General features: G+C 58.5%; 22 protein-coding genes and 1 tRNA gene. 10 read left to right on the forward strand and 13 right to left on the reverse strand.

All coding sequences use genetic code 11. From position 1 onward, the window contains the following. Positions 1-3 precede the first annotated feature (3 nt). Both MWU53_RS10965 and MWU53_RS10970 read left to right on the forward strand, forming a co-directional pair. Entirely contained in the window at positions 4-924 is a 921-nt protein-coding gene (locus MWU53_RS10965) for an ABC transporter permease (protein ID WP_247093249.1), read from the forward strand. Further along, a complete protein-coding gene (locus MWU53_RS10970) occupies positions 921-2,192 on the forward strand; it encodes an ABC transporter permease (protein ID WP_247093251.1) in 1,272 nt (423 codons plus the stop codon). The genes MWU53_RS10965 and MWU53_RS10970 overlap by 4 nt, the downstream gene beginning before the upstream one ends. Before the next feature lie 63 nt (positions 2,193-2,255). Here the strand turns inward: MWU53_RS10970 and MWU53_RS10975 are convergent, their stop codons facing one another. Together MWU53_RS10975 and MWU53_RS10980 are read right to left on the reverse strand one after the other, a co-directional pair. Then, entirely contained in the window at positions 2,256-2,828 is a 573-nt protein-coding gene (locus MWU53_RS10975; RefSeq protein ID WP_247093253.1) for a cytochrome b, read from the reverse strand. A gap of 3 nt (positions 2,829-2,831) precedes the next feature. Then, complete coding sequence (locus tag MWU53_RS10980) at positions 2,832-3,431, reverse strand: YceI family protein (protein ID WP_247093255.1); 600 nt, start codon at positions 3,429-3,431, stop codon at positions 2,832-2,834. A 120-nt stretch (positions 3,432-3,551) separates the two neighbouring features. Between MWU53_RS10980 and MWU53_RS10985 the strand changes: the two genes are divergently transcribed. The 3 genes from MWU53_RS10985 (at position 3,552) to MWU53_RS10995 (ending at position 6,586) form a co-directional block, all read left to right on the forward strand. After that, entirely contained in the window at positions 3,552-4,049 is a 498-nt protein-coding gene (locus MWU53_RS10985; RefSeq protein ID WP_247093257.1) for a helix-turn-helix domain-containing protein, read from the forward strand. A gap of 78 nt (positions 4,050-4,127) precedes the next feature. Then, a complete protein-coding gene (locus tag MWU53_RS10990; RefSeq protein WP_247093259.1) occupies positions 4,128-5,753 on the forward strand; it encodes an alpha/beta fold hydrolase in 1,626 nt (541 codons plus the stop codon). Beyond that, complete coding sequence (locus tag MWU53_RS10995; protein ID WP_247093261.1) at positions 5,753-6,586, forward strand: alpha/beta hydrolase; 834 nt, start codon at positions 5,753-5,755, stop codon at positions 6,584-6,586. The genes MWU53_RS10990 and MWU53_RS10995 overlap by 1 nt, the downstream gene beginning before the upstream one ends. Before the next feature lie 13 nt (positions 6,587-6,599). Here MWU53_RS10995 and MWU53_RS11000 read toward each other — a convergent pair whose 3' ends face one another. The 4 genes from MWU53_RS11000 to MWU53_RS11015 all read right to left on the reverse strand — a co-directional run bounded on the left by MWU53_RS11000 (position 6,600) and on the right by MWU53_RS11015 (position 10,612). After that, positions 6,600-7,880: a DUF4147 domain-containing protein gene (locus tag MWU53_RS11000; protein WP_247093263.1), complete on the reverse strand. Its 1,281-nt coding sequence runs from the start codon at positions 7,878-7,880 to the stop codon at positions 6,600-6,602. Between the two features lie 155 nt (positions 7,881-8,035). Then, positions 8,036-8,112, reverse strand: a tRNA-Arg gene (locus MWU53_RS11005). A 102-nt stretch (positions 8,113-8,214) separates the two neighbouring features. After that, positions 8,215-9,312: a CaiB/BaiF CoA-transferase family protein gene (locus MWU53_RS11010; RefSeq protein ID WP_247093265.1), complete on the reverse strand. Its 1,098-nt coding sequence runs from the start codon at positions 9,310-9,312 to the stop codon at positions 8,215-8,217. A 142-nt stretch (positions 9,313-9,454) separates the two neighbouring features. Beyond that, positions 9,455-10,612, reverse strand: a complete 1,158-nt coding sequence (locus MWU53_RS11015; RefSeq protein WP_247093267.1) for an acyl-CoA dehydrogenase family protein — start codon at positions 10,610-10,612, stop codon at positions 9,455-9,457. A 212-nt stretch (positions 10,613-10,824) separates the two neighbouring features. Here MWU53_RS11015 and MWU53_RS11020 point away from each other — a divergent pair, with 212 nt between their 5' ends. Both MWU53_RS11020 and MWU53_RS11025 read left to right on the forward strand, forming a co-directional pair. Next, positions 10,825-12,948 carry a YjbH domain-containing protein gene (locus MWU53_RS11020; protein ID WP_247093269.1) on the forward strand — a complete coding sequence of 708 codons (2,124 nt, stop codon included), beginning with the start codon at positions 10,825-10,827 and terminating at the stop codon, positions 12,946-12,948. A gap of 2 nt (positions 12,949-12,950) precedes the next feature. After that, a complete protein-coding gene (locus MWU53_RS11025) occupies positions 12,951-13,691 on the forward strand; it encodes a YjbF family lipoprotein (RefSeq protein WP_247093271.1) in 741 nt (246 codons plus the stop codon). A gap of 81 nt (positions 13,692-13,772) precedes the next feature. Here MWU53_RS11025 and MWU53_RS11030 read toward each other — a convergent pair whose 3' ends face one another. The 4 genes from MWU53_RS11030 to MWU53_RS11045 all read right to left on the reverse strand — a co-directional run bounded on the left by MWU53_RS11030 (position 13,773) and on the right by MWU53_RS11045 (position 15,714). Continuing rightward, on the reverse strand, positions 13,773-13,982 hold the full coding sequence (locus tag MWU53_RS11030; protein WP_247093273.1) for a hypothetical protein: 210 nt from the start codon (positions 13,980-13,982) through the stop codon (positions 13,773-13,775). Positions 13,983-14,238: 256 nt separating this feature from the next. Further along, a complete protein-coding gene (locus MWU53_RS11035) occupies positions 14,239-14,451 on the reverse strand; it encodes a hypothetical protein (protein ID WP_247093274.1) in 213 nt (70 codons plus the stop codon). Between the two features lie 252 nt (positions 14,452-14,703). Next, positions 14,704-14,919 (reverse strand): hypothetical protein, encoded by a 216-nt coding sequence (locus MWU53_RS11040; RefSeq protein ID WP_247093276.1) that lies wholly within the window; start codon positions 14,917-14,919, stop codon positions 14,704-14,706. Positions 14,920-15,078: 159 nt separating this feature from the next. After that, positions 15,079-15,714 carry a CAP domain-containing protein gene (locus MWU53_RS11045; RefSeq protein WP_247093277.1) on the reverse strand — a complete coding sequence of 212 codons (636 nt, stop codon included), beginning with the start codon at positions 15,712-15,714 and terminating at the stop codon, positions 15,079-15,081. 172 nt (positions 15,715-15,886) lie between these two features. Here MWU53_RS11045 and MWU53_RS11050 point away from each other — a divergent pair, with 172 nt between their 5' ends. Both MWU53_RS11050 and MWU53_RS11055 read left to right on the forward strand, forming a co-directional pair. Next, positions 15,887-17,221, forward strand: coding sequence for a UDP-glucose/GDP-mannose dehydrogenase family protein (locus MWU53_RS11050; protein WP_247093279.1), 1,335 nt, complete (start codon positions 15,887-15,889; stop codon positions 17,219-17,221). 45 nt (positions 17,222-17,266) lie between these two features. Beyond that, a complete protein-coding gene (locus MWU53_RS11055) occupies positions 17,267-17,905 on the forward strand; it encodes a sugar transferase (RefSeq protein WP_281501380.1) in 639 nt (212 codons plus the stop codon). A gap of 18 nt (positions 17,906-17,923) precedes the next feature. On the opposite strand, the gene MWU53_RS11060 is transcribed toward MWU53_RS11055, so the two are convergent. Both MWU53_RS11060 and MWU53_RS11065 read right to left on the reverse strand, forming a co-directional pair. Then, positions 17,924-18,745, reverse strand: a complete 822-nt coding sequence (locus tag MWU53_RS11060; protein ID WP_247093281.1) for a DUF2793 domain-containing protein — start codon at positions 18,743-18,745, stop codon at positions 17,924-17,926. Positions 18,746-18,850: 105 nt separating this feature from the next. After that, complete coding sequence (locus MWU53_RS11065) at positions 18,851-21,724, reverse strand: hypothetical protein (RefSeq protein ID WP_247093283.1); 2,874 nt, start codon at positions 21,722-21,724, stop codon at positions 18,851-18,853. Between the two features lie 348 nt (positions 21,725-22,072). Between MWU53_RS11065 and glf the strand changes: the two genes are divergently transcribed. Beyond that, positions 22,073-23,218 (forward strand): UDP-galactopyranose mutase, encoded by a 1,146-nt coding sequence (gene glf / locus MWU53_RS11070; protein WP_247093285.1) that lies wholly within the window; start codon positions 22,073-22,075, stop codon positions 23,216-23,218. 9 nt (positions 23,219-23,227) lie between these two features. Here glf and MWU53_RS11075 read toward each other — a convergent pair whose 3' ends face one another. Next, the gene (locus tag MWU53_RS11075) at positions 23,228-24,205 is read right to left on the reverse strand and encodes a glycosyltransferase (RefSeq protein WP_247093287.1); all 978 of its coding nucleotides are present in this window, start codon (positions 24,203-24,205) and stop codon (positions 23,228-23,230) included. Positions 24,206-24,291 lie beyond the last annotated feature (86 nt).

The following is a 24,291-nucleotide window of genomic DNA, read 5'->3' on the forward strand; positions in this document are numbered from 1 at the left end:
GCGATGCCAAGTTTCCTGAAGGAATTCTTCAACCGGAACGGCACGCTGATGGGATCCCTGATGCTGGGTCTGGTCCTGTTTTGGACCGTCGGCCTTATCATTCTTCCGCAGCTGTCGATGCTCGACTTCTCGTTCCGTCCGAACCTTCCCCCGCCTGAAATCGGCGGGCCGAAGGATGTCTATACACTCGAGAACTATAAATACCTGATCTTTGGCCCTGAAGGCGGGTCGCAGGATTACAACGCGGTGGACCTTCGGGTGTTCTTCCGTACGCTGGTGGCCGCCGTCTGTGTGACCATCTTCAACCTGATCCTGTGCTATCCGATTGCCTATTATCTGGGTCAGAACAAGGGTAACCACATCCGCGTTTTCGCGCTGATGCTGATCATCCCCTACTGGATCAACGAGATCCTGCGCGCCTTTGCGCTTCGGATCATCTTTGGCGAAAGCGGGGTCATCAACACGCTGCTTGTCGGTTCGGGGGTTTTCGATACGCCCTTTGACTTTATCCGCAACGACATCGCGCTTTATGCGGGTCTTGGATACGCCTACATCCTTCTGATGATCTTCCCGATCTACAATGTGATCGAAAGCCTTGACCACAACCAGATCGAGGCCGCGCGTGACCTTGGCGCACCGTGGTGGCGGATCCACAAGCGAGTGGTCATTCCCTATGCCAAGCCGGGCATCAGCTCGGGCTGTACGATGGTGTTTATGCTGTCTGCAGGTGCTCTGGCCGCGCCCCAGATCCTTGGGGGACCGTCCAGTCTGTGGTTCACGCAGCTGATCTATCAGCAGTTCAACGACAACTCTGACTGGCCGCAAGGCGCTGCCTACGCGATCGTTCTGCTTGTCACCTGTATCCTGCTGGTGCTGGCCCTGATGCGTGTGTTCAAAGTGAACATGGGGGATATTGGCAAATGACGACTGATAAAATCATTCGCGTATCCATCTGGGTTTATCTGGGCATCTTCTTTGCCTACCTGCTTGGCCCGCTGATCATCATGTCGGTGACGGCGTTCAACTCGCCCAGCTTCCCGCGCATGACCCCGTGGGAGTGCCTGACCTTCAACTGGTTTGGCGAGCTGTTTAGGGACGAGCGTATCCTGAACGGGATCTGGAACTCGATCCTTGTTGGGTTTGGCACGGTGATCCTGTCGGTATCGATGGGTCTGGCAGGGGCGCTGATGCTGACGCAGATCTGGCCCAAGCTTCGGGCGACCTATTACACGATCATCATTGCCCCGATCCTTATTCCGGGCGTTGTGATTGGTATTTCGACGCTGGTGTTCTGGGACCGTATCAATCGGATGTTGGGTCTGGGTGCAGATAGCTTCCTGTCGAACGGTCTGTTCCTGACCATCATTGGTCAGTCCACCTTTATCGCCAGCTACTGCATGCTGGTGCTGGTGGCGCGTCTTCAGCGCTATGATATGGCGCTGACCGAAGCGGCTCTGGATCTTGGAGCAACCCATGCACAGGCGTTCCGTAAGGTGCTGATGCCCTTCATGATGCCCGCGATCCTGTCGGCGTCGGTGCTGGCGTTCTTGGCCTCGTTCGAGAACTACAACACCACGACTTTCACCTTTGGCGAATACCCGACCCTGACGATCGAACTGGCCCAGAAGGTGCGTTACGGGATCACTCCGGCGATCTCGGCCTTGGCCTTCATGATCGTGGCGCTGACGGTGTTCTTTGCTCTGGTCAACGAAGCGAACATCAAGCGTAAGAAAATGATCGCCGAGGCGCGCAAGGATGCCACCGTGGGAGAGCTGGCGGGCAAGATCGAAGTGCCCGGTTTGGTCAGCCGTAACCCGGCCGCGATTGCCTTGATCGTGCTGGTGATCGGTGTGGCGACGGTCACGGCGTCTGCCATGACCTACAGCCCGGATCAGTGCATCGCCGATGTGCAGGAACAGAAGCGCCTTGAGACCGAGAAGCGCATTCAGGAACTGCGTGACCGTCGTGCCAAGGACGCAGCCGAGAAAGCTGCCGCCGAAGGTGCGGAAGGTGGGGCAAGCCAGTCGGCGCCGAAACCGTCCAACAACTCGGGCTTCGGTGGGGTGTTCGCTCCGAACACGCTGCAGAACGAAGCCGAGGGCGCTACGGACGAAGGTGGCGCAGGGTCGTCGAACAATTCCGGTTTTGGAAATGTGTTTGATCCGAATGCGATCGGGAATGACAGCAACTGATCGTACTGTTGCTTGAAAACGGAAAGGCCCGGCATTGCGCCGGGCCTTTTCATTTAGGGTGGGTCATTTGCCCCATGTCATGCGTTTCAGCACGTCGTCCTTGTGATGGACGTGATGCCAAATCGCCGCCCCGGCATGGCCTAGCAGAAGCAGGCCAAGGGCGATGGCGGACAGGAAATGCACCTGTGCGAAAAAGTCTGTCAGGGTTTGGCTTCCGGGTACGAAGGGGTCGTACATCTCGAACCAGTTGAACACCTTGTTCTTCACGCCGAACCGATCCTGAAGCGGCGAGGCCGAGGCCATCAGCCACCCAGACAACGGCATGATGAACATCAGCGCGTAAAGTCCCCGATGCCCCAGCTTCGCCGCCAGCTTTTCCAGCGGGGGCATATGTTCGGGCAGGTCTGGCGCGTTGCGATTGAGAAGACGCCAGATCACGCGGATTACAGCCAAGGCGAATACCACGAAACCCCAGCTTTTATGGGTCTGTATCAGCGGGAACTGGGCCAAAGCGTCGGTGACGAATTTCGTCATCCACACGCCCATCCCCAATTGATACAGGATGATCCCAGCAATCGCCCAATGCAGGAGGCGCGCCAGCGCCCCCCAGCTTTGTGTCGTGTTGGTAAGCCGCATGGCTTATTCCCAGCCGCCCGCGCGCAGTTCAGCCGAGATTTCCAGACGCACTTCGTCGGACGTCACAGGCGCGAACATGCCCACGCCATAGTCCGAACGCAGCATGTCACCGGTGCCCTGAACGCCGATCCATTCACCTTGGTAATAGTCGAAGAAGTCACCCAGCGGGTGCGGGCCATTGTGGTTCAGGGTGAAGTTCATGGTGATCGGCTTGGTGTTGTCCTTGATGGTCAGGTCGCCCACCAGCGTGATAGTGTTGTCCGAGGTCTGCGCGACCCCGGTCGAGGTGAAGGTGATCTCGGGGAAGTTCTCGACGTCGAAGAAATCGGCGCTTTTCAGGTGATCGTCCAGCGGGCCGACACCGGTGTCGACGCTGGCCGGGTCAACGGTCACTGTGACTTTGGTGGCCGCAACATTGGCGGGGTCGAAGTCAACTTCGCCACCGATCACTTTCCACTGGCCCGACTGTTCGGACAGACCGGCGTGGTTATAATAAAAGCGGATTTCGGTATGGCCGGGGTCGAATTTATAGATCTCGGCAGTGGCGGTTCCGGCGGCAGTAAGGCCCAGTCCAAGGACGGCAGCGGTCAGAAGAGGTTTCATTGTGTCGGCTCCTTTGTCATGTTGCAGGACAACGTGGGATGAAATATTAGATACATGTGCATGTATCTAATATAAGCGCGTAGGGGAAGACGGCAAATCTGCCGGTAACGGGAATGTGAGATGGATAGAAAACCGAATAGCCAGACCACCGCGATCTGGGTGCTTCTGAACATTGCCCACAAGCGGGTCACGCAAACCTTCGAGGCAGAGTTGAAGCGTGCGCACCTGCCGTCGGCGGCGTGGTACGACATCTTGTGGACGCTGGAACGTGCCGAAGAAGGAATGCGCCAGAACGAGCTAGAGCGCCAATCGCTATATGATCAGCCCAACCTGTCACGCACCATAAAGCGCATGGTCGATGATGGGCTTGTCACCCAATGCCCTGCCGCCGATGACCGACGTGGGCGTGAGCTTCGGATCACCGACGAAGGCAAAGCGCTGCGGGCGGAGATGTGGAAAGTCTATGGCGGTCTGATGCTGTCCGAAATCGAAGACAAAGTCCCTGCCGAACATCTGTCCGGGTTGATCGAGGGGCTGGCGTCGATGGTTCCCGATCAAGACGAGAAGCTTCAGGGGAAGCTGAAAAACGCTCGAGAAAAAAACCATAAACCCTCCTAAAGGACCGAGTTGAAAAACTCGTGAAGCATTTCGTTGGAATAGTGCAACGCGAGAAACCGGAATCAGAAGGCGCGCGTCATGAACAAAGAATTCTTCAAACTGCTGGAAGACATGAACAAGTCCGGGGACAATCCCTTTGGTGCTTGGGCTGAAACGTGGATGACCTATCAGCAGGACATGGCGAAGCTGTGGATGACCACCGCGCTGAAAGCTGGTGATGGAATCGAGCCGTCGAAGGATCATCGGTTCAAAGGTGACGCATGGAACGAAGGCGTCTTCCCGCTGCTGCGCCATTCCTATGAACTGACCGCGAAGGCGATGGTGGATTTGGCCGACAAAGCCGGGCTGTCAGAGCAGGAACAGGACAAGCTGAGTTTCTACGCGCGTGTCGCTGCTGACAACATGTCGCCCTCGAACTTCCTGGCGACCAACCCCGAAGCGCAGAAGCTGGCGCAGGAAACCGGTGGGCAAAGCCTGATCGATGGCTTTCAGAACGTGATGGAAGATCTGGAAAAGGGCTATATCAGCACCACCGACGAAGATGCGTTCGAAGTGGGCAAGAACATTGGTGCCACGCCCGGATCGGTCATCTATCGCAACGAGCTGATCGAGCTGATCCAGTACACGCCGATGGCTGCGAAGACTCGCAAGGCACCGATCCTTGTCGTGCCGCCCTGCGTGAACAAGTTCTACATCTTCGACCTGAACGAAAAGAAATCCATGGTGCGCTATCTGCTTGAACAAGGGCAGAGCGTTTACATGATGGCATGGCGCAATCCCAGCGCCGAACTGGGCGATCTGGGTTGGGACGAGTATGTCTCGGACGGGATTTTCGAAGCGCTGCGCGTGACGTCCGAGGTGTCGAAATCGGACGCTGTGGACATCATGGGCTGGTGCAATGGCGGCACTATGCTGGTCGCGGCTTTGGCCGTTATGCCGGACGATCTGAAGTCCAAGCTTGGCACGGCAACCTTCCTGTCCTCGATGATCGACTTTGCGGATCCGGGTCAGTTGAAAGTGTTCATCGACGAGCCGCAGGTCGAAGCCTACAACCAGCGCCTTCAGGCCGAAGGGGTGGCCCCCGGCCGCGACATCGCCAACGCAATGGCGATGCTGCACGTAAACGAAAGCATCTGGGGCTTCGTGGTGTCGAACTATCTGATGGGCAAATCGCCCGCGCCGTTCGATGTGCTGTATTGGAACGCCGACACGCAGAACCTTCCGGCCAAGTGGTACAGCTTCTTCGTCGAAGAGATGTACATGGCGAACAAGCTGAAAGAGCCGGGTGCGCTGACCCTGTGCGGGACGCCCGTGGACACGCGCAACATTGATGTGCCGTGCTATTTCTTGGCGGCGGATGGAGATCATATCGTGCCGTGGAAATCCTCGTACACGGCGACCGAATTGGTGTCCGGCCCGACCGAGTTCGTGCTGACCACCGGCGGCCATGTCTCGGGCACCGTGATCAACCACCCGGCCAAGACGCGCCGCAAGTTCTGGGTCAAGGGCTCGGATGGATCCAGCGCAGAAAGCTGGCAGGAAAGTGCCGCGCTGACCGAAGGCAGCTGGTGGCCGCATTGGCTGGAATGGCTGGACCAGAACAACCCCGCCGAACGCGGCGCGCCCGCCAAGTCGCTGGGCAATCGCAAGTACAAGCCATTGGCTGACGCCCCCGGCACCTATGTGCTTGAGGGCGAAGGGTAATGGGCGTGCAAGAGGCGATCGAGGCCATCGACCAGTCTGAATTTCACATGATCGAGGTGGACGGCGCGAAGATCCGTTACCTCTACCGCGTCGTGAATTCGGACCTGCCGCCGCTTCTGGTCTGCAACGGCCTTGCTCAGTCCATCGAGGTGCTCTTGCCCTTGTTGGACGAGATCAACGACCGCTGCCTAATCGCAATCGACATGCCCGGTACGGGCCGGTCGCACATGATTGACGGGGTCTCGACCATCCCGGACTATGCGGATTTCACCCTGCGGGTGCTGGAGCGGATCGGGATCGAGAATTTCGATATCCTCGGCATTTCGTGGGGCGGCGCCTTGGCGCAGCAAATCGCCCATACGGTGCCGGATCGTGTGGCCAAGCTTGTGCTGGCGATCTGTTCCGCAGGCGGCATCGGCAGCTGGTGGGGCACGCCCATCGCGCTGTCTGAAATCATGTTCCCGCTGCGATTTACCAGCAAAGCTTATGGCAATTTCATCGGCCCGTTGATGTATGGCGGCGAGGCGATCTTTGCACCGGCCGAATTCCGCGAGTACTCGAAACACGCCATTCGTCCCAGCCCGGAAGGGTACTTTTCGCAAGTGCGGGCGATGTGTGGTTGGACCAGCCTGCCGTGGCTGCGGACGCTGACCCAGCCAACGCTGGTGATTGCCGGGAAGTTTGACGGGCTCATTCCGATCACCAATCAGATCCTGCTGTCCAACATGCTGCCGAACGCCAGTTTGCACGTCTACCCCGCAGGCCACCTGCTGATGTACACCCAGCGCGAGGAAGTCGGGGCCGAGATCACGACCTTTCTGGGCAAGGACTGATCCGGCTATCGGCCTAGGACTTAGCGATTAGGAAGCACTGGATGTCAGCGACATTGGTGCCCGTCGCGCCGGTCATCAACAGATCGCCCGAGGCTTGAAGCGCGGCGTAGCTGTCGTTGTTGTGCAGAAGGGCTGCGGGGTCTGTTCCGGCGTCAATCATCCGGCCAAGGCTGTCTGCGTCCACGATGCCACCCGCCGCGTCGGTCGGCCCGTCGCGTCCGTCTGTTCCGCCACTTAGGAAGACCCAATCGCCGTGCAACCCACGCTTTGCCGCGCCCATTGCGACGTGAAGGGCAAGTTCCTGATTGCGTCCACCGCGACCCGTTCCTGTCAGCTGGACGGTGGTTTCTCCGCCCGCTAGAAGCACGGTCAAGGTGCCAGCGGGCGCAGTCTCGGCCGCGTCCAGAAGGGTGGTTGCCGCGTCCCGCACATCCCCGGTCAACATGTCCGAGATGATCTGTACCGCGCCAACGCTCTGAGCCTCGAGCACGGCGGCGTGAAGGCTGTGGCGGTTCGATCCGATCAAGTGGTTCTGGGCGGTTTGCGGCACGTCGTCAGGTGCACCGGATTGCGACAGGTGTTTCTGGACCGACGCGGGCAAATCCGACCACACCCCCGCCGCTTTGCAGATTGCGCGGGCATTGTCCCGCGTGCCGATGGGGGCCACGGTGGGGCCGCTGGCAATCGCCCGTAGGTCATCGCCGATCACATCCGACAGTATATAGGCTGTGACTGGCGCGGGGCTTGCAACCCGCAACATGCCACCGCCTTTCAATTGGCTCAGCTGTTGCCGCACAAGGTTCATTTGGGTGATATCGATGCCCACCCCCAGCAAAAGTGCGCTGACCTTCCCCTTGTCCTCGATCGAGATGCGGTCTGCGGGCAGCGCCATCAGCGCCGATCCTCCGCCCGAGATCAGGGCGATCACCTGGTCATCCGCCCCAGCTTGCGCCAGCAGATCCTTCACGGCCTGCCCTGCTGCCAGACTGTTCTCATTCGGCACCGGATGCGCGCCGTGCAGGCAGGTTGCGCCGTCGATCTGTTCCTCATTCTCGGGATGGGTGACGCACAGCGCTTGGTATTCGCCATCAATGTGCCGCAACGCCTCGCGCATCATGGCAGGTGCGGCTTTGCCGATGCTGACGACATAGTACTGCCCATTTGGTCCGGGGGGCGGAAATGGTGACTGGTTCAGCGCATTTCGGACGGCGCGTGCGGGATCGGCGGCCTCGACTGCTTTCAGGAAAATCTGACGAGCCGACCGGCGGAGTGCGTTGACGCAAAGGGGTGTCATGTGTCGCTCGCCTCAGAGACGATCATGGATGCGCGGTACCAAGGTGACTGTTCGTTCATAACGTCAGCTATAGCGCAGCTTTGAAGACGATCAAAGGCCGCCAGCAGAGCTGTCATGTAGACGGCATAGCCATCAGTTTTAGCTGGAGAGGAAAATGGCGCTCTGGGGAGGATTCGAACCCCCGACCCCTTGATTCGTAGTCAAGTACTCTATCCAGCTGAGCTACCAGAGCGCGGTAGGCGGGGATGTAACTGGACCGCCGGGGGTTTGCAAGGGCGAAAGTCGAAGTTTTTCCACTTTTTCGCAGAAGCGCGCCCTGCCTTCGCGCCCGCCCTTATTTTGCTGAACCGGCCCAGCGGGACAGAACCAAGGCGACATCTTGCGGGCGCTGTTCCTCTCCGGCTTCGGCGTGCAGGGCGCTGTCAGACATCTGCGGCGCAGGGCTTGGCTGCGCCACCCCGTTGATCGTGGCAAAGCTGCCGCGGGCGGCGTTGTGGGGATGGTCCGGCGCCTCGGCCAGCGACAGGACAGGGGCACAGCAGGCATCGGTGCCTTCCAGCAGCTCGGCCCATGCATCGCGGGTCTTTTCCTTGAAGCGCTTGGCAAAGGCCGTGCGCAGTCTGGGCCACCCGTCGACGTCGTGCTGTGCCGGTAGACCGGCATCCGCAAGCCCGATCCGCTCCAGGAACTCTGCATAGAACTTGGCTTCCAACGCACCCACCGTCATGTGGCCGCCACAAGCGCATTCATAGACGGTATAGAATGGCGCTCCGCCGTCCAGAAGGTTGGCTTCTCGCTGATCGGCCCAGATGCCGGACCCGTAAAGCGAATAGATCATCGCCATCAGATGTGCAGTGCCATCGGTGATGGCCGCGTCCACTACTTGCCCACGGCCGGTGGTCTTCGCCGCATGAAGCGCTGCCAGCATTCCCGCCACCAGATACATGCCGCCCCCGCCGAAATCGCCCAGAAGGTTCAAGGGCGGCACCGGATGATCTCCGCCAATTGCATGCAGCGCGCCAGAGATGGCGATATAGTTGATGTCATGCCCCGCCGCATGGGCCAGCGGGCCGCTTTGGCCCCAGCCCGTCATGCGGCCATAGACCAGCGCGGGGTTGTCCGGGAAATCACCGGGCCCCAGGCCCAGACGCTCCATCACGCCTGGGCGCATGCCTTCGATCAACATGTCGGCGCGGGAGATCAGGTCATGCGCAACGGCCCGGTCAGCGTCTGACTTCAGGTCCAGCTCGACAAAGCCGCGCCCGCGGCTCAGAACATCCACCTTTTGCGGGATCAGCGCCTTCAGGTTCGGACGCTGAATGCGCACCACATCCGCCCCCATATCCGCCAGCCACATGGCCGCGAAAGGGGTGGGGCCAAGTCCTTGGATTTCAATAACCTTTAACCCTGAAAGAGGCTTCTCTTTGCTCATGCCGTGCTCCTTCGCATGACTGCATTTTCTTGGCTCAAATATCCCGGGGTGAGCCCGGCACGGGCGAGGGGCAGAGCCCCTTCAGGCTCACAGTGTGAGCCACCGAAAGTGCGCCCGGCGCAACGCGGCGGGCACCCCGTGCTTACACGTCAATCGACCGGGCGATCAATTCCTTCATGATCTCGTTCGTTCCGCCATAGATCATTTGCACCCGCGCATCCGCATAGAGCCGCGCGATGGGGTACTCCATCATATAGCCATAGCCGCCGAACAGCTGCAGGCATTCATGCATGATTTCGTTCTGGACCTCGGTGCCCCAGTATTTCGCCATCGAGGCCGTAGGCGCATCCAGCGTTCCCGCGATCAGCTGCGCGATGCAGTCGTTGACGAAACTGCGCAGCACCTCGGCTTTGGTTTTGCACTCGGCCAGTTTGAAACGCGTGTTCTGGAAATCCATCACGCGCTGCCCGAAGGCTTTGCGGTCCTGCGTATAGGCGATGGTCTGCTCCAGCGCGAAATCAATCGCACCAAGCGCCTGAATGGCGATCAGCAGACGTTCCCACGGAAGCTGGCGCATCAATTGATAGAAGCCCTGACCTTCTTCCGAGCCCAGAAGGTTCGTCAGCGGAACTTTCACGTCCTCATAAAACAGCTCGGACGTGTCATTCGCCTTCATGCCCAGCTTTTTCAGGTTCGTGCCGCGCTGGAAGCCCTCGCATTGATCGGGTTCGACCACGATCAGTGACACGCCTTTTCCGCCCGCGCTTGGATCCGTCTTGCAGACTGTGATGATCAGATCGGCGGCCTGGCCATTGGTGATGAAGATTTTTGATCCGTTGATCTTGTACTGGTTGCCGTCCTTCTCGGCCCGCGTTTTGACGGCTTGAAGATCGGACCCTGTGCCCGGCTCGGTCATCGCGATCGCGCCCACGATCTCGCCCGAGGCCAGACCGGGCAGCCAACGCGCCTTTTGTTCGTCCGTGCCATAGGCGGTGATGTAATGGGTAACGATCGACTGAATGCCGTAGCCCCAGCCGCAATCGCCGGTGCGGGTCTGTTCATAGATCACCACGCTTTCAAAGCCCATGTCGCCACCTGCGCCACCATGTTCTTCAGGAATCGCGCCGCCCATGATCCCCGCCTGTCCGGCTGTGTGCCAAAACTCACGGTCGACAATACCCTGATCGACCCAGCGTTCGATGTTGGGGGAAAGCTCGTCCGCGAAGAAGCGGTTGGTCATGTCTGCGAACATGCGATGTTCGTCGCTGATCCAGCTGGCCGAGGGCGAAAACAGGCTCATGGGGGGCTCCGATTTGACGTTGTTTTTCGAACTATAGGACGCAGGTTTTGCAATCGGACTGGTAACGTGACGTTACACGCGCTAAGCCGACGCAAGGGAACTTGTGCAATTGCGCGACAATCCACCGCAAACCGCCCTAATGGCGATGTTTTGCGTGCGTTGAACGCGCGGATCACGTAATGAGACTGAAAAGATATTAGACGGAGACTGCGGTGACTACTGCACGGGTGGATTTCATCAAGTACGCAGCGCTTGGCCTGCTGGCCACGGCAGCAACGCCTGCTCAGGCACAGGTCGGGACCGAGACCTCAAGCTATACGATGTTCGGGACGCCGGGCCTGATCCTGATGCCCACGGCCGAGGTCGCCGCAGACAGCGAGCTGGCGTTTTCTTATTCGCAATTTGGCCCGAATTCGAACGGCGCGCTGACCTTCCAGATTCTGCCCCGCCTGTCGGGCACCTTCCGCTATACGAAGCTGGATAGTTTCTGGAACAGCGGCCCATTGATCGGTCAGGACTTCTTCGACCGTAGCTTTGACCTGCAATATCGCATTTTGAATGAATCGAAGTACCTGCCGGCCATCTCGGTTGGTTTGCGCGATTTCATCGGTACGGGCATCTACGCCAGCGAATACATCGTCGCGACGAAAAGTATCGGCGACAGGCTGCGGGTTCACGGTGGTCTGGGCTGGGGGCGTCTGGCCTCGCACAACCCGATCGGAAATACCGGTGGCACTCGTCCGCCTTGGGATGCGGGTGAAGGTGGAACTCTGAATGCCAGCCAATGGTTCCGTGGTGATTTCGCCCCCTTTGGTGGCCTGAGCTACAAAGTAAACGATAGGCTGACCGTCAAGGCAGAGTATTCGTCGGACGCGTTCGTGCAGGAAACGAACCGCGGGACGATGGAATATAATTCACCCTTCAACTTTGGCATCGACTATCGGTTCTCAAAGACGGGTCACCTGAATGCGTCTTATATCGCAGGCAGTATGTTCGGCGCTGGTCTGACATTCACCATGAACCCTCGAAAGCCGCCAGTATACTCGGGAAGCGAAAAAGCACCTCTGCCGGTCAAGCCGCGCCCGTCACGCGCCGACTCGGCTGCGTGGAGCACGGACTGGGTGAGCAATCCGGAAGATCACGCGGGCATCAAGAGGGTCGTCTCGGACGCGCTTGGCAAAGAGGGCATTCGCCTGAAAGCTTTGGCGCTGACGGCCACGCGGGCCGAAGTGAAGATCGAAAACAAGCGCTTTAACTCGCAGCCGCAGGCTGTCGGCCGCACGGTACGCGTTCTGACCCACGCCACGCCGCCTTCGGTTGAGACCTTTAAGATCACCGTCACCGAGAATGGCATCCCGTTGTCGACAGTGACCCTGCGCCGCAGCGACATCGAACGGCTGGAGCACGCGCCCGCCAACGACCTGTTCGCACGCGTCACCATTGACGAAGCCACGCCCGTCGCAGTGAAGAACGCGGAACTGCCGAACTATGATACGCGCTTTACCTGGGCGCTGGCCCCCTATGTGACACTCAGTTTCTTTGATCCCTCCAGCCCAATTCGCGGCGACGTGGGACTGCGACTGAGCGGGAAGTACGAGGTCGCTCCGAATTTCATCCTGTCGGGCGCACTTCAGAAAAGCATCTGGGGTGACTTGGGGGATGCCTCGACCACCAACAGTTCCGTTCTGCCTCATGTACGCACCGATGGCGCGCTTTACGCACAAGAAGGCGATCCCGCGATCGAGCATCTGACCGCATCATGGTACGGACGACCCGGAAAGAACCTGTATAGCCGCGTGACCGTTGGGTATCTTGAACAGATGTTTGGCGGCGTTGCGGCAGAAGTTCTGTGGAAACCCGTGGACAGCCGACTGGCCATCGGGGGCGAGCTTGCTTGGGTCAAGCAGCGCAATTTCGACCAGCTCTTTGGTTTTCAGGACTACGATGTCGTCACCGGTCATGTCTCGGCCTACTATGATTTTGGAAATGGCTTCTCGACCCGCGTAGATGCGGGCCGCTATCTGGCCGGGGACTATGGCGCGACCGTTTCGGTTGACCGGACCTTTGCTAATGGCTGGAAGGTCGGGGGGTATTTCACGAAGACCAACGTTTCGGCCGAAGATTTCGGCGAAGGCTCGTTTGACAAAGGGATCCGCATTTCGATCCCGCTTGAATGGGCGCTTGGCAGCCCCTCGAAAAGCGAATCTGCCGCCGAGCTACGCTCGCTTGACCGCGATGGCGGTGCGCGCCTGCAGGTCGATGGCCGCTTGTTTGACTGGGTCGATGAAGGCCATGCCGATGCCTATGCAGGCCGCTGGGGCAGATTCTGGAGGTAACCGTGTTGGGATTTCATCTGACAAAGCCGCTGCGAGTGGCAGGTTTCGCGCTGTGCGCAGCCGCGGGTCTGGCGGCCTGCGGGTCGGATGCGCAGGAAACCGAAATGTCCAATGTGGCACTGGGTGTTCTGAAGCGGACAACTGGCAGTATTACCTCGAAGGTGGGGGGGGCGAAGCCCGGTGGGGGCGCTGCTGCTGTGCAATCCGCAGCAGCCGCTGATCCCAATGCTCTGATCTCAAAGGCTCTGGCGGCGACGGATGGCCCAATTGCCATCGTCGTTCGTCTGGATACCAAAGCCGTGCTGGCAATGAACCCAGTCGGGACCAATGGCAATCACGTGACCTGGGGCAGTGCGCCGGGGCAGGGGATCACCTATAACCGGGGTGTTATGACCAATACGCGCGGCTTGGGCGATGACCTGATGTCTTCACGCATCGATGCCGCCGTGTCGGCGATCACGTCCCGGACCGAAACCGAGTACACGCGTCTTCACTACTATCTGGGTGATCTGGGGCAGACGACCGAGCTGCGGCTGAGCTGTACGCTACGACGCGCCGGGACCGAAAAGGTGACCTTGGGCGAGATTGATGAGGACGCTGTCATTCTGAAGGAAACCTGCCGCAGGGATCAGATTGCGTTCAGCAATGCTTACTGGGTTGATGATGCCGGTCGCGTGCTGAAATCCAGCCAATGGGTCGGGCAGCGCATCGGCAGCTTGGCCATTCAGAACCTGCGTCTGTAGTTTCTCAGCACCTCCAACACAAAACGGCAAGCCCGATGGCCTGCCGTCTCGGTCAATTGCTTTGGTGAAAGCAGTTGAAACTTATTGGATGGATTCGTCCGAATCCGAAGCAATGATGATGCCGGCGATCAGAGCCAGGCCCAGCAGTGCCATACCGGTGTTGCCGATCGAGCTTGCAGCTTCTTCAACAACAACGACGTCATCAACGATCGGGTCGCTGTAGCCGCCAGCAAAAGCGGGGGCGGTCAGAGCGATCATGCCAGCTGCGGCAAGGGTCATGACTTTTTTCATGTTTCATACTCCATAAAAAACAAACGGGCTTCACTACTTTAGCGAGCCTTCTCTTGGTATTTCGCACAGAAGAGGTGGTTTTGGAAGGCTGAAATTGGGACAGCACTTCGGCTGTGTGGCTAATATGTACTCTACGCCCTCAATCCGGTGTCACCCTCGAACCGAGTGCGAAGGCAGATGGACCTCTGCCCAAACGCAAAACGGCAAGCCCAAGGGCCTGCCGTTTCAATCGAGTGCCTTGTTGAAAGCAGTCGAATTAGTTCGGTACGCTTTCGTCCGAATCCGAAGCAATGATGATGCCGGCGATCAGAGCCAGGCCCAGCAGTGCCATGCCGGTGTTGCCGATCGAGCTTGCAGCTTCTTCAACAACAACAACGTCTTCAACGATCGGGTCGCTGTAGCCGCCAGCAAAAGCGGGGGCGGTCAGAGCGATCATGCCAGCAGCGGCAAGGGTCATGACTTTTTTCATGTTTCATACTCCATAAATAAGCGGGCAGCGCTACTTTAGCGCGCCGTCATTATGTTTTTCGCATACGAGAGGTCTTTAGGGAAGGCTGAAGTTCTGGAGGCACATCGGTTGTGTGGCCAATTTATACCATATGCTTTCAATCCGATGTCACCCTCGAGCAGAGCGTGCGGATAGATGGACCTCTGCCCAAACGCAAAACGGCAAGCCCAAGGGCCTGCCGTCTCGGTCAACTGCTTTGTTAAAAGCAGCGTATTAGGGTGCCGGAGTCGAGTTGTCCGAATCCGAAGCAATGATGATGCCGGCGATCAGAGCCAGGCCCAGCAGTGCCATACCGGTGTTGCCGATCGAGCTTGCAGCTTCTTCAACAACAACAACGTCTTCAACGATCGGGTCGCTGTAGCCGCCAGCAAAAGCGGGGGCGGTCAGAGCGATCATGCCAGCTGCGGCAAGGGTCATGACTTTTTTCATGTTTCATACTCCATAATTGGTAAGCAGGCCACACTACTTTAGCGAGCCGTCAACCGAATATGTCGCATACAAGGGGTGGTTTTGGAAGGATGAACTGCGGATCGGTGCCCTGAGGGTGGCAAAGATTGGCCGATGTGGCACGGTTGCAATACCCGAATTCTACCCCGAAAAGATCTGGGTAAGGAATACCGCACCACAGTATTGCGAGTTTGGGCGAACCCCAGCCCCCGCACCGGTATGACGCAGATTCCGTCGCAGAATATTCCTGCGGTGGCCAGGTGATTCCATCCATTCGCGCACGGCTAGCGTGGCCAGGCTGCGATAGCTGTGCCGCCCGATGGGCTGGCCTGATGGCGTTGTGAACACGCATTTCCCGGAAGATCGAATCAAAAACTGTCGGTTGTCGATATTGTACAGACGCATGACGCCGATGTTTTCAGCGCCCGTTTTATACTTCAGGCCTGACGACTTCAGCCGTCCCTTCAGACTGCGTGTTGTCCCGCTGGATGCCTGGTGACTCAGCTTGCCGGACTTCGCCATCCACTTCGAATGTTTGCTGGCCTGCTTGCGCAAGCCGCTTGCCGCGGTCAGCTTTGGCAGGCCGTGTTTGCACCGATGAAAGTTTACTTGCGCCAAGATCGCAGCATCCAAGATGGCTTGGTTCAACTGTTTGTAGGATATGGATTTTTCTTCACCTGCAACGCGTTGAACAGAGCATTTGGCCTGCGCGGTGGCAGGCGACAGGAATACAGCAAGGCATGCGACTAGCATGACGGGCAACAAGGGGCGCAACATTTCTGTCTCCGATCTGAGTGGTAATGACGGATCCTGAACTCTATTGTTCAATAAATGGTAGAGGAATGCGAGGCCATTTCTTGGCAATTATATGGCGCTGTCCATTGACTTGCAGCGGTGTTTCCCGCACCAAAGTTATACAGTTTTATTAAATACATGAGAGTAATGACCGATGAAAATCGCAATGATTGGAACGGGCTATGTTGGGCTCGTATCGGGGGTTTGTTTTTCTGATTTTGGACATGAAGTCGTTTGCGTCGACAAGGATCCGCGCAAGATCCGGATGCTCGAAGCGGGCAAGGTTCCGATTTACGAGCCCGGGTTGGAAGATTTGATGGCGAAGAACGTTCAGGCCGGGCGCCTGACCTTCACGGAAGACTTGAAAGAAGCCGTTTCAGGGGCTGGTGCTGTCTTTATTGCTGTTGGTACGCCCACGCGACGTGGCGACGGCCATGCGGATCTGACCTATGTTTTTGCAGCGGCTGAAGAAATCGCTGATTCGCTGGATCACTATGCCGTGGTCGTGACAAAATCGACGGTGCCCGTCGGCACCAACCGCCGCGTTGCCGAGGTGATCGAGAAGGCCAATCCGGATCTGGATTTCGATGTGGCATCGAACCCGGAATTCCTGCGTGAAGGTGCCGCGATTGATGACTTCATGCGGCCTGATCGCGTGGTGGTGGGCGTTGAGAACGACCGCGCTGCGCAAGTTATGGCCGAGATCTATCGCCCGCTTTTCCTGCGTGATTTCCCGATCGTCACGACCGATCTGGAAAGCGCCGAGATGATCAAATATGCCGCCAACGCATTTCTGGCGACCAAGATCACCTTTATGAACGAAATTGCCGCGCTTTGTGAGCGCGTAGATGCGGATGTGAAGCAGGTTTCGAAAGGCATCGGGCTGGATGGCCGTATCGGCAACAAGTTCCTGCACGCAGGTCCGGGATATGGCGGAAGCTGTTTCCCGAAGGATACCAAGGCGCTGGCCCGCATTGGTCAGGAAAACGGCATGGCGATGCAAATCACCGAAACCGTTATCAACGTGAATGACCATGCCAAACGTCGGATGATCGACAAAGTGGTCGATATGTGCGGTGGCTCGGTCTCGGGGAAGACCATTGTCGTACTGGGTGTCACTTTCAAACCCAACACCGACGACATGCGCGATGCCCCCAGTTTAACCATCGTTCCGGCTTTGATTGGCGGAGGGGCAACCGTCCGCGTCGTCGACCCGCAAGGCCTTGCCGAGGGCGAAGCGCTTTTGCCGGGTGCACATTGGTTCGAAGATGCGTATAAGGCTGCCGAGAATGCGGATGCGGTAGTGCTTCTGACCGAGTGGAATGAGTTCCGAGCGCTGGACTTGAAACGTCTGGCCGAAGGGATGAACACGGCAGCCATGGCCGATCTGCGCAACATCTATTCGCCATTGGATGCGAAACGTGCGGGGTTCTCGGCCTATTGTGCCGTTGGACGTCGTGGGTTCGGCACCGGAGAATGGCATGACTAAGACGCCCTTCCTGTAGCAGGGGGGCAGGCAAGGAACGGGCAAAGGTTGAAGCGGGTTTTCGACATCGTATTGGCACTTGTGCTTCTTGTGCCGGTGATTCCCGCTCTGGTGCTTCTGTACGTCGTGGTGCTTGCCAAAGATGGGCGCCCGTTCATTTATCGTTCACGTCGTAACACGGCATTTGACCAAGAGTTCGACCTGATGAAAATCCGCACAATGCGGACTGCCCCTGCACATGAAAACGTGGGGATCACCGGCGGGCATAAAAGGGGGCGGATCACCAAGTTGGGCCGGTACCTTCGCGACCATCGTCTGGATGAGCTTCCGCAACTGCTGAACGTGATGAAAGGCGAGATGAGCTTCGTTGGCCCGCGCCCGCCCGAACCGCGCTATGTTGCCGCCTGTCCCGAAATTTATCAGCAGGTGCTTTTGGACCGTCCCGGCATCACCGGAATGGCCTCGATCATGTTTCACGCGCATGAAGAAAAGATGTTGGCCGAGTGCAACTCGCAGGCGGAAGCGGAAGATGTCTATCTTCGTCGCTGTATCCCGCGAAAGGCACGTTTGGACATGATCTATCACCAGAATAAGTCGATGATGCTGGATCTGTATGTGCTGTATCTGACAGCGGCAAAACTGGTGCCGCTGCCAGGACGTCGTGCTGCCCGTATTCGCGGGCAGTGATCAACGGGGCGTTAGGGACTACAGCGCCGTGCCATCTGCCACTTTCAGCCATGCCGCGCCATCGCTATAGGCCAGTTGGGCGCCTCCGGTCGCGTCCGACACAAAGGCGATCCCGCCTGCGCCAATGGTCGCCGCAGCGGGCAGATCTGCTGTCAGAACCGGGGTCAGCTTCATCACTCCGTCCACGTCCAGCTTGGCGTCCGGAGTTTTGCCGATCCCGACGTCTCCGCCACCGGTGGCCACCACCGCGCTGTTCCAGATCGACCCATCTGCACTGGTCTTGATCGAGAAGTCATCATTCCCCGCCAGCCCCATTTCCGCGCGTCCCGACCAGTTGGTCTGAAACAGAAGAGAGCCCGTGTCGCCGCTGCTGGCCTTGTTGACCTTCAGCTGATGCGAGCTGCCCGCATGGGTCAGAAGCGTCGCGTCCGAGGACACAGCAAGCCGGTTGGTTGTATCTGCGTTGGTGTTGACGCCCACAAGGTCCAGATTGTTGGTGTCGGGGGTCACCGCGGCCCAGACGCCGCCATCGAACCGCATTTGTTGCGTGGTAGTCAGGACATCCGCCCGCCAACCTTCCAGCGGCACGAAGAACTGCCAGACACCGTTTTCCAGAAGGGCAATGTTGTGATCCTGCCCGGCCCAATCGCCCGTTGCCCCGCTCGCGATGATGTGGCGGTCCCCCTCGGCTGGCGAGGCGGGTGGCACCGTTCCATCGGCACTTTGGACCGTCAGCTGGACCAACATGTCCAACACCCGAAGCGCTTCGTTGTGGGTGACGTGTTTTTGCGCCTGTGATGGCTGGATCAGGGGTAGGGACAGAATGGGGGACTGGCTCATGGGGCTCTCCGCGAAAAGGTCGTTTCCGTCCAAGTGATTGGCGAAAATCCTTAACGGGGCCGCTCCTGGGCGTGCGTTGCGTCGCAGACTTATGCAGATATCCCCTTAGTAGAAACCAATCGTATCCTCGAGTTGCGACAAGTCAGTGACACCGAAAACGATCAGCCTGTCTCCGTCACCAAAATCAAACACTACCCGATCTGACATAGCCGTTGCGTAGCTCAGAATTTCGCTCTGGGATAAGGTACCGCCGCCCCACAGCGCACTGTCAAACATGATTGTATCATCTGCGGGATCGAAGTCGCGAATGCGGTCTACACCGGCGTTGAACAGGAACGTGTCCTGCCCGCCGCCGCCATACAAACCATCGTTTCCAGCGCCGCCGTCCAGTTCGTCCAGTCCTAAGCCACCGCGCAGAATATCACGCCCATCGCCGCCATTCAGAGTGTCCCGACCATTGTGGCCAATGATCCGGTCGTCGCCCGTGCCGCCATTCAATTGGTCTGCGCCAACGCCTCCAAGCAGCCGGTCATCGCCTCCTCCTCCGGTCAGGATGTCAGCGCCATTGCGCCCGACCAGACGGTTGTCTGCGTCATTCCCGACAAGCAGGTCATCAAATTCCGTACCCACCAAATTCTCGATGCTGATGAACTGATCGCCGACCATGCTACCTGCCCCGGTACCCGCCACCAGATCAACCGTCGCACCAGAGGTGTTGGCACGCATGTCGACCATGTCGACCCCTGCAGAGCCGTCAAAAAGATCTGCCCCATCGCTGGCCAAAAGAACATCGTTGCCGTCGCCCCCGATCAACCTGTCATCCCCGGCGCCACCATCGATCCTGTCGCCCCCGGCGCCGCCTTCCAGAACGTCGTCCCCGGCCGCTCCGGTCAGCGTATCCGCGCCGGATCCGCCTATGACACCTTCAATGGAAACGAAACTGTCTAAGGCGGCTGACCCGGTGCGTTGGCCCGTGGCGAAATCGAAGATAAACCCATCTGTTTCGTCGCTGTAGTCGACGATGTCGTCACCGTCGCCGCCAAAGAATGCATCTGCCCCTGCGCCCCCGATCAGCCTGTCATTGCCGTCGCCGCCATCCAGAGTATCATCACCATTGCCGCCCATCAGAATGTCGTTCCCGGCGCCTCCGGTCAGTTCGTTGTTGCCCGCATCCCCGATCAGCACGTCGTCAAAGTCAGAGCCAATCAGATTTTCGATTGAATCAAACTGGTCGCCCTGGGCTGCCAAGCTTGTCTCGCCGGTGGCCAGGTTGACCTGAACGCCTGTGTCGGCCCCGGAATAACAAACAGTGTCGATCCCTGCGCCGCCATTGAACAGATCACCACCGCCCGACCACATCAGCATGTCGTTCCCTTCTTGCCCATACAGCGTATCTGAACCCGCATTGCCTTCGAGCGTGTCGTCAGACGCGGTGCCGTCTATGGTTGCAGGGAAATAGGAGAACCCGTTCGGGGGGCGGTCCAGCTTCAATGTGTCTGCGGTTTGGAAATGCGAGGCATCCAGCGCCCCACCACCCGCACGATAGACGTGCAGAACCTCGTCTTGATAGGTCAGGATGGCACCCCAGGCGGTCGAGGTGACCTGAATCTGGCTGGCATCATACAGCATGTGATACCCGCTGAGATCCAGCGAATCCTCGGTTGGATCGAAATCCGTAATCGTATCCAGATTGCCGTCGTCACACAGGATGAACAGGTCCGCACCAGCCCCACCCGTAAGCGTATCTGCGCCCGCGCCGTCGCTAAGCATGTCGGCACCACCTGCGCCAGCCAACGTGTCGTCGCCAAAACCGCCTAGTATGACGTCGCTGTCAGCGCCTCCGGTCAATGTGTCACCCGAGATGCCGCCCGTCAGCGTCACACCCGCTGGGTCGGGGTCGATCGTGTATTGGGTGATCCCAAGCTCGGTCTCGCTGGTCGCGAAGACAACGATCTGACCATTCACGACAGCCGCCTCAAGGGCGGCGACGTTCTGAAGGGCGGTCGTATTCGTGTCCCAGACGGTGTCCAGGTGGACCAGCGTGCCGTCAGGCAGCAGCGTGAACAGGGATAGCCCATCATCAGAACCACCCGCGATGACATACAGGCGTCCATCGTGCTCGACCGTGGTCAGTTCGGTTACATCCGAGAAGCGCGTGAACTTGTTGTCGATGACGTGATCCGTCGGGGTCAGCGTGCCTGTCGCGTCGACGGCAAATACGGTCAAGGACGAGCTGCCTGCGCTGGCCATGATGACAAAGCTTTGACCGCCGACCATCCCGGTTGCCAGCTTGGTTGGCGTGCCAACTGGCAGCACTGTGCCAGCAGAATGTTCGGACACCAGTGTGGGTGTGCCCGCCGCGTCCAGCGTATAGCTTGCAATGCCATCCCCCGCGGACGAGGCCGTGATCAGAACCTGATGTGTTCCGAAATCGATGGTTTCGATGTCGACCACATCCGGCTCGGACAGAGATGCCGGCTGGCTGTGATTGCCCTGCAGGATGAAGGTGTTCGTGCCATCAAGCGTATAGTGGTAGAAGCCTTCGCCGGTGATGCTGGCGGCGTAGATGTGTGTCTCGCCGTCGATGACTGTCGCATGCAGGGCCGTCAGCAGCCCCACCCCGTTTGGGCCCCATTGATACGATACCGGAGTTGACAATGCCGCGCCTGGGTCAAGCGTTAGTCCAGCAATGGCCCAGTCGCTTTGACCAAAGGCCATCAAGACGGTTGCGCCTTCGTGCGTGACTGTTTCGAGGACAGGGACGGACGATGATACCGCACCCCCTCCGGTCCAAACCTGATCAGACAGCGTCAGCGTACCACCCGCGCCGATGGTTTGGATCATGGACCCGTTGGCGGAGGCGCTGATCGACACAAGATGCGCCTGGCCATCCTGCCAGACGATCTTTAGATCCGTAATGCCCGATTCATATAGCTGACTGGCACCCGAGCTGGTGCCAGCGAAACTAAACTTGGTCACCCCAACCACCCTCGATTTCACCCATGCGCATGAAGCGCTCTTCGAGTGTGGTGGCTGGGGGTTAACGACTGTTTATTTCTTGTCAGGAGTTTGTTTAGGAATTGTAAGCAATTGAATATTAATGACTTCCTAATGGCTGCGGCCCCACACTGTTCTGCGCCGCCATTGCACGCCATGGCGTTGCCTTGGTTCTTGTTCTAATTGAATGTCTCACTGGCTCTGATCGCCGGGCTTTGGCTCTTACGTGGCGCTGAGTGGTCGGCTGAAAGCAACCACACCTGTCCATTCCTGTTTGCTAAAAAAACCGCGGTATGGAACAACGCAGGGAATTTCACGTCGGAGATCGCGATGAACATCTTACTTGTCGGAGCAGGCCTCAGCGGTGCCGTCATCGGGCGCGAGCTGGCAGAGGATGGGCATCAAGTCACCATCGTCGAAAGCCGGGATCACATCGCCGGCAATTGTCATACCGAACGGGATACGGGCACGGGGGTCATGGTCCATGTCTATGGCCCGCATATCTTCCACACCGACGACGAGCAGGTTTGGGACTATGTGAACCGTCACACCACTTTCCGGCCCTTCAAGAACCGCGTGAAGACGACCGCGAAGGGAACGGTGTTTTCGCTGCCGATCAACCTGCACACGATCAACCAGTTCTTTGGCTGCTCGATGCGCCCGGATGAAGCGTTGGAATTCATCACCACTGAACAGGCGGACACCTCGATCGAGGATCCCAAGACGTTTGAAGAACAGGCGCTTCGCTTCGTCGGCAAGGACCTCTACGAGTCGTTCTTCAAGGGCTATACGATCAAGCAGTGGGGCATGCAGCCATCCGAGCTGCCCGCGAGCATCCTGAAGCGCCTGCCGGTGCGCTTCAACTACGACGACAACTATTTCTTCCATAAATTCCAGGGTATGCCAGAGGATGGCTATACCAAGATGATCGAGAAGATCCTGGATCACCCGTCAATTACGGTGCACCTGAACACGCGTTTTACCCGCAATCAGGCAGATCAGTATGACCACGTATTCTATTCCGGCCCGCTGGACGGGTTCTTTGATTTCGAGCTGGGCCGTCTGGGCTATCGCACGCTCGACTTCGAACGGTTCACCTATGATGGCGACTATCAGGGTTGTGCGGTGATGAACTATGGGGAAGAGGACGTGCCCTACACCCGCATCACCGAGCACAAGCATTTCAGCCCGTGGGAACAGCACGACGGATCCGTCTGCTACCGCGAATTCTCGCGCGCCTGTGGGCCGGACGACATCCCGTATTACCCGATCCGTCAGGTCGACGAAAAAGCGCTGTTGGCCGACTATGTCGAGCTGGCCAAGACGACCACCGGTGTGACCTTCGTGGGGCGACTGGGTACCTATCGCTATCTGGATATGGACGTCACCATCCGCGAGGCGCTGGACACTGCCGACATGTTCCGCAGGTCCGTGGCTGATGGCGTCGAGATGCCGGTCTTTGCCGTTGATCCCTAAAGCAGGCGCTTAGCGTTTTGCCAGTTCCAGAATGTCAGCATGGCTGCGCGCGGTTCGGCGTGCCAACCCGTCCGACACGGCAGCTTTGCGCAGCGCTTCATAGGTGGCTTTGTCCGTGCCATAGCGGTTTGCCGCCCGCTTCCATGCGACCAACAACAAGGGCAGTAGCACCCAAAACAGGATGCCCGCCGCGCGGCGATACATGATCAGACCGTTGCGATAGGCGTAATAGACTTTCCATAGCGGTCGATAGGTCTTTTTCCCGTCCGTCTGGAAGGTCGCGCAGTCATGGACGAAACGTATTGATGGATCGAAGCTGATCTCGAACCCGCGTTTGCGAAGGCCCAACGTATAGATCACGTCATCGCCGTAGATGAACAACCCCGGATCGGGCAGTCCCACCGTGTCGAGCATCCGCTTCGAAATGAACAGTCCAACGAAGGACGTCAGGTCGATCGGGGTGGGGGCGCTGGCCTCGTATGCGCTGGGCGGGATGTGATAGCCGTCACGCCGCTTTACCAGCGTGCGCAGGAATGTGCGGGGGGACCAGAACGGATTTACGGACGGGCGGTTCATCTCGCAAATGCGACCATCGGGGTAATAGACCGCCGCCGCGACCGCCGTATCATCGGGGCGCGGGGTGGCCATGAACTGATCCAGCATCCCCGGTTCGGGCCATGCATCGTCATCCATCACCACGTACCAGTCGGCCTTATGCTGGGTCAGGGCATGGCGCAGCCCTTGTTCGAACCCTCCGGCACCGCCGCGATTGGTCGCGCTGTTCAGAATGTCCAGTCGGGGATCATCTTGCGTCACCAGCCAGTCCTCGGTCCCATCGGTGCTGGCATTGTTCACCACCACGATCCGGTCCAGCCCGGCGGGTGTGTTCTGCAGCAGGTTCGACAGGGTCAGCTTCAGCTTCTCAAGCCGGTTATATGTCACAACTACGGCAACCAAGCGTTCCTTCGGGCCGGGGGTGTCGTGCATCTACTGAACCTTGATCTTGTGCCGGGTGACATACCGTTCCTGGGGGTTTTCCCCTTTCACAACAAGGCATGTCAATGCTCTTGCCT

The sequence above is a fragment of the Aliiroseovarius sp. S1123 genome, from assembly GCF_023015885.1.
Taxonomy (GTDB): Bacteria; Pseudomonadota; Alphaproteobacteria; order Rhodobacterales; family Rhodobacteraceae; genus Aliiroseovarius.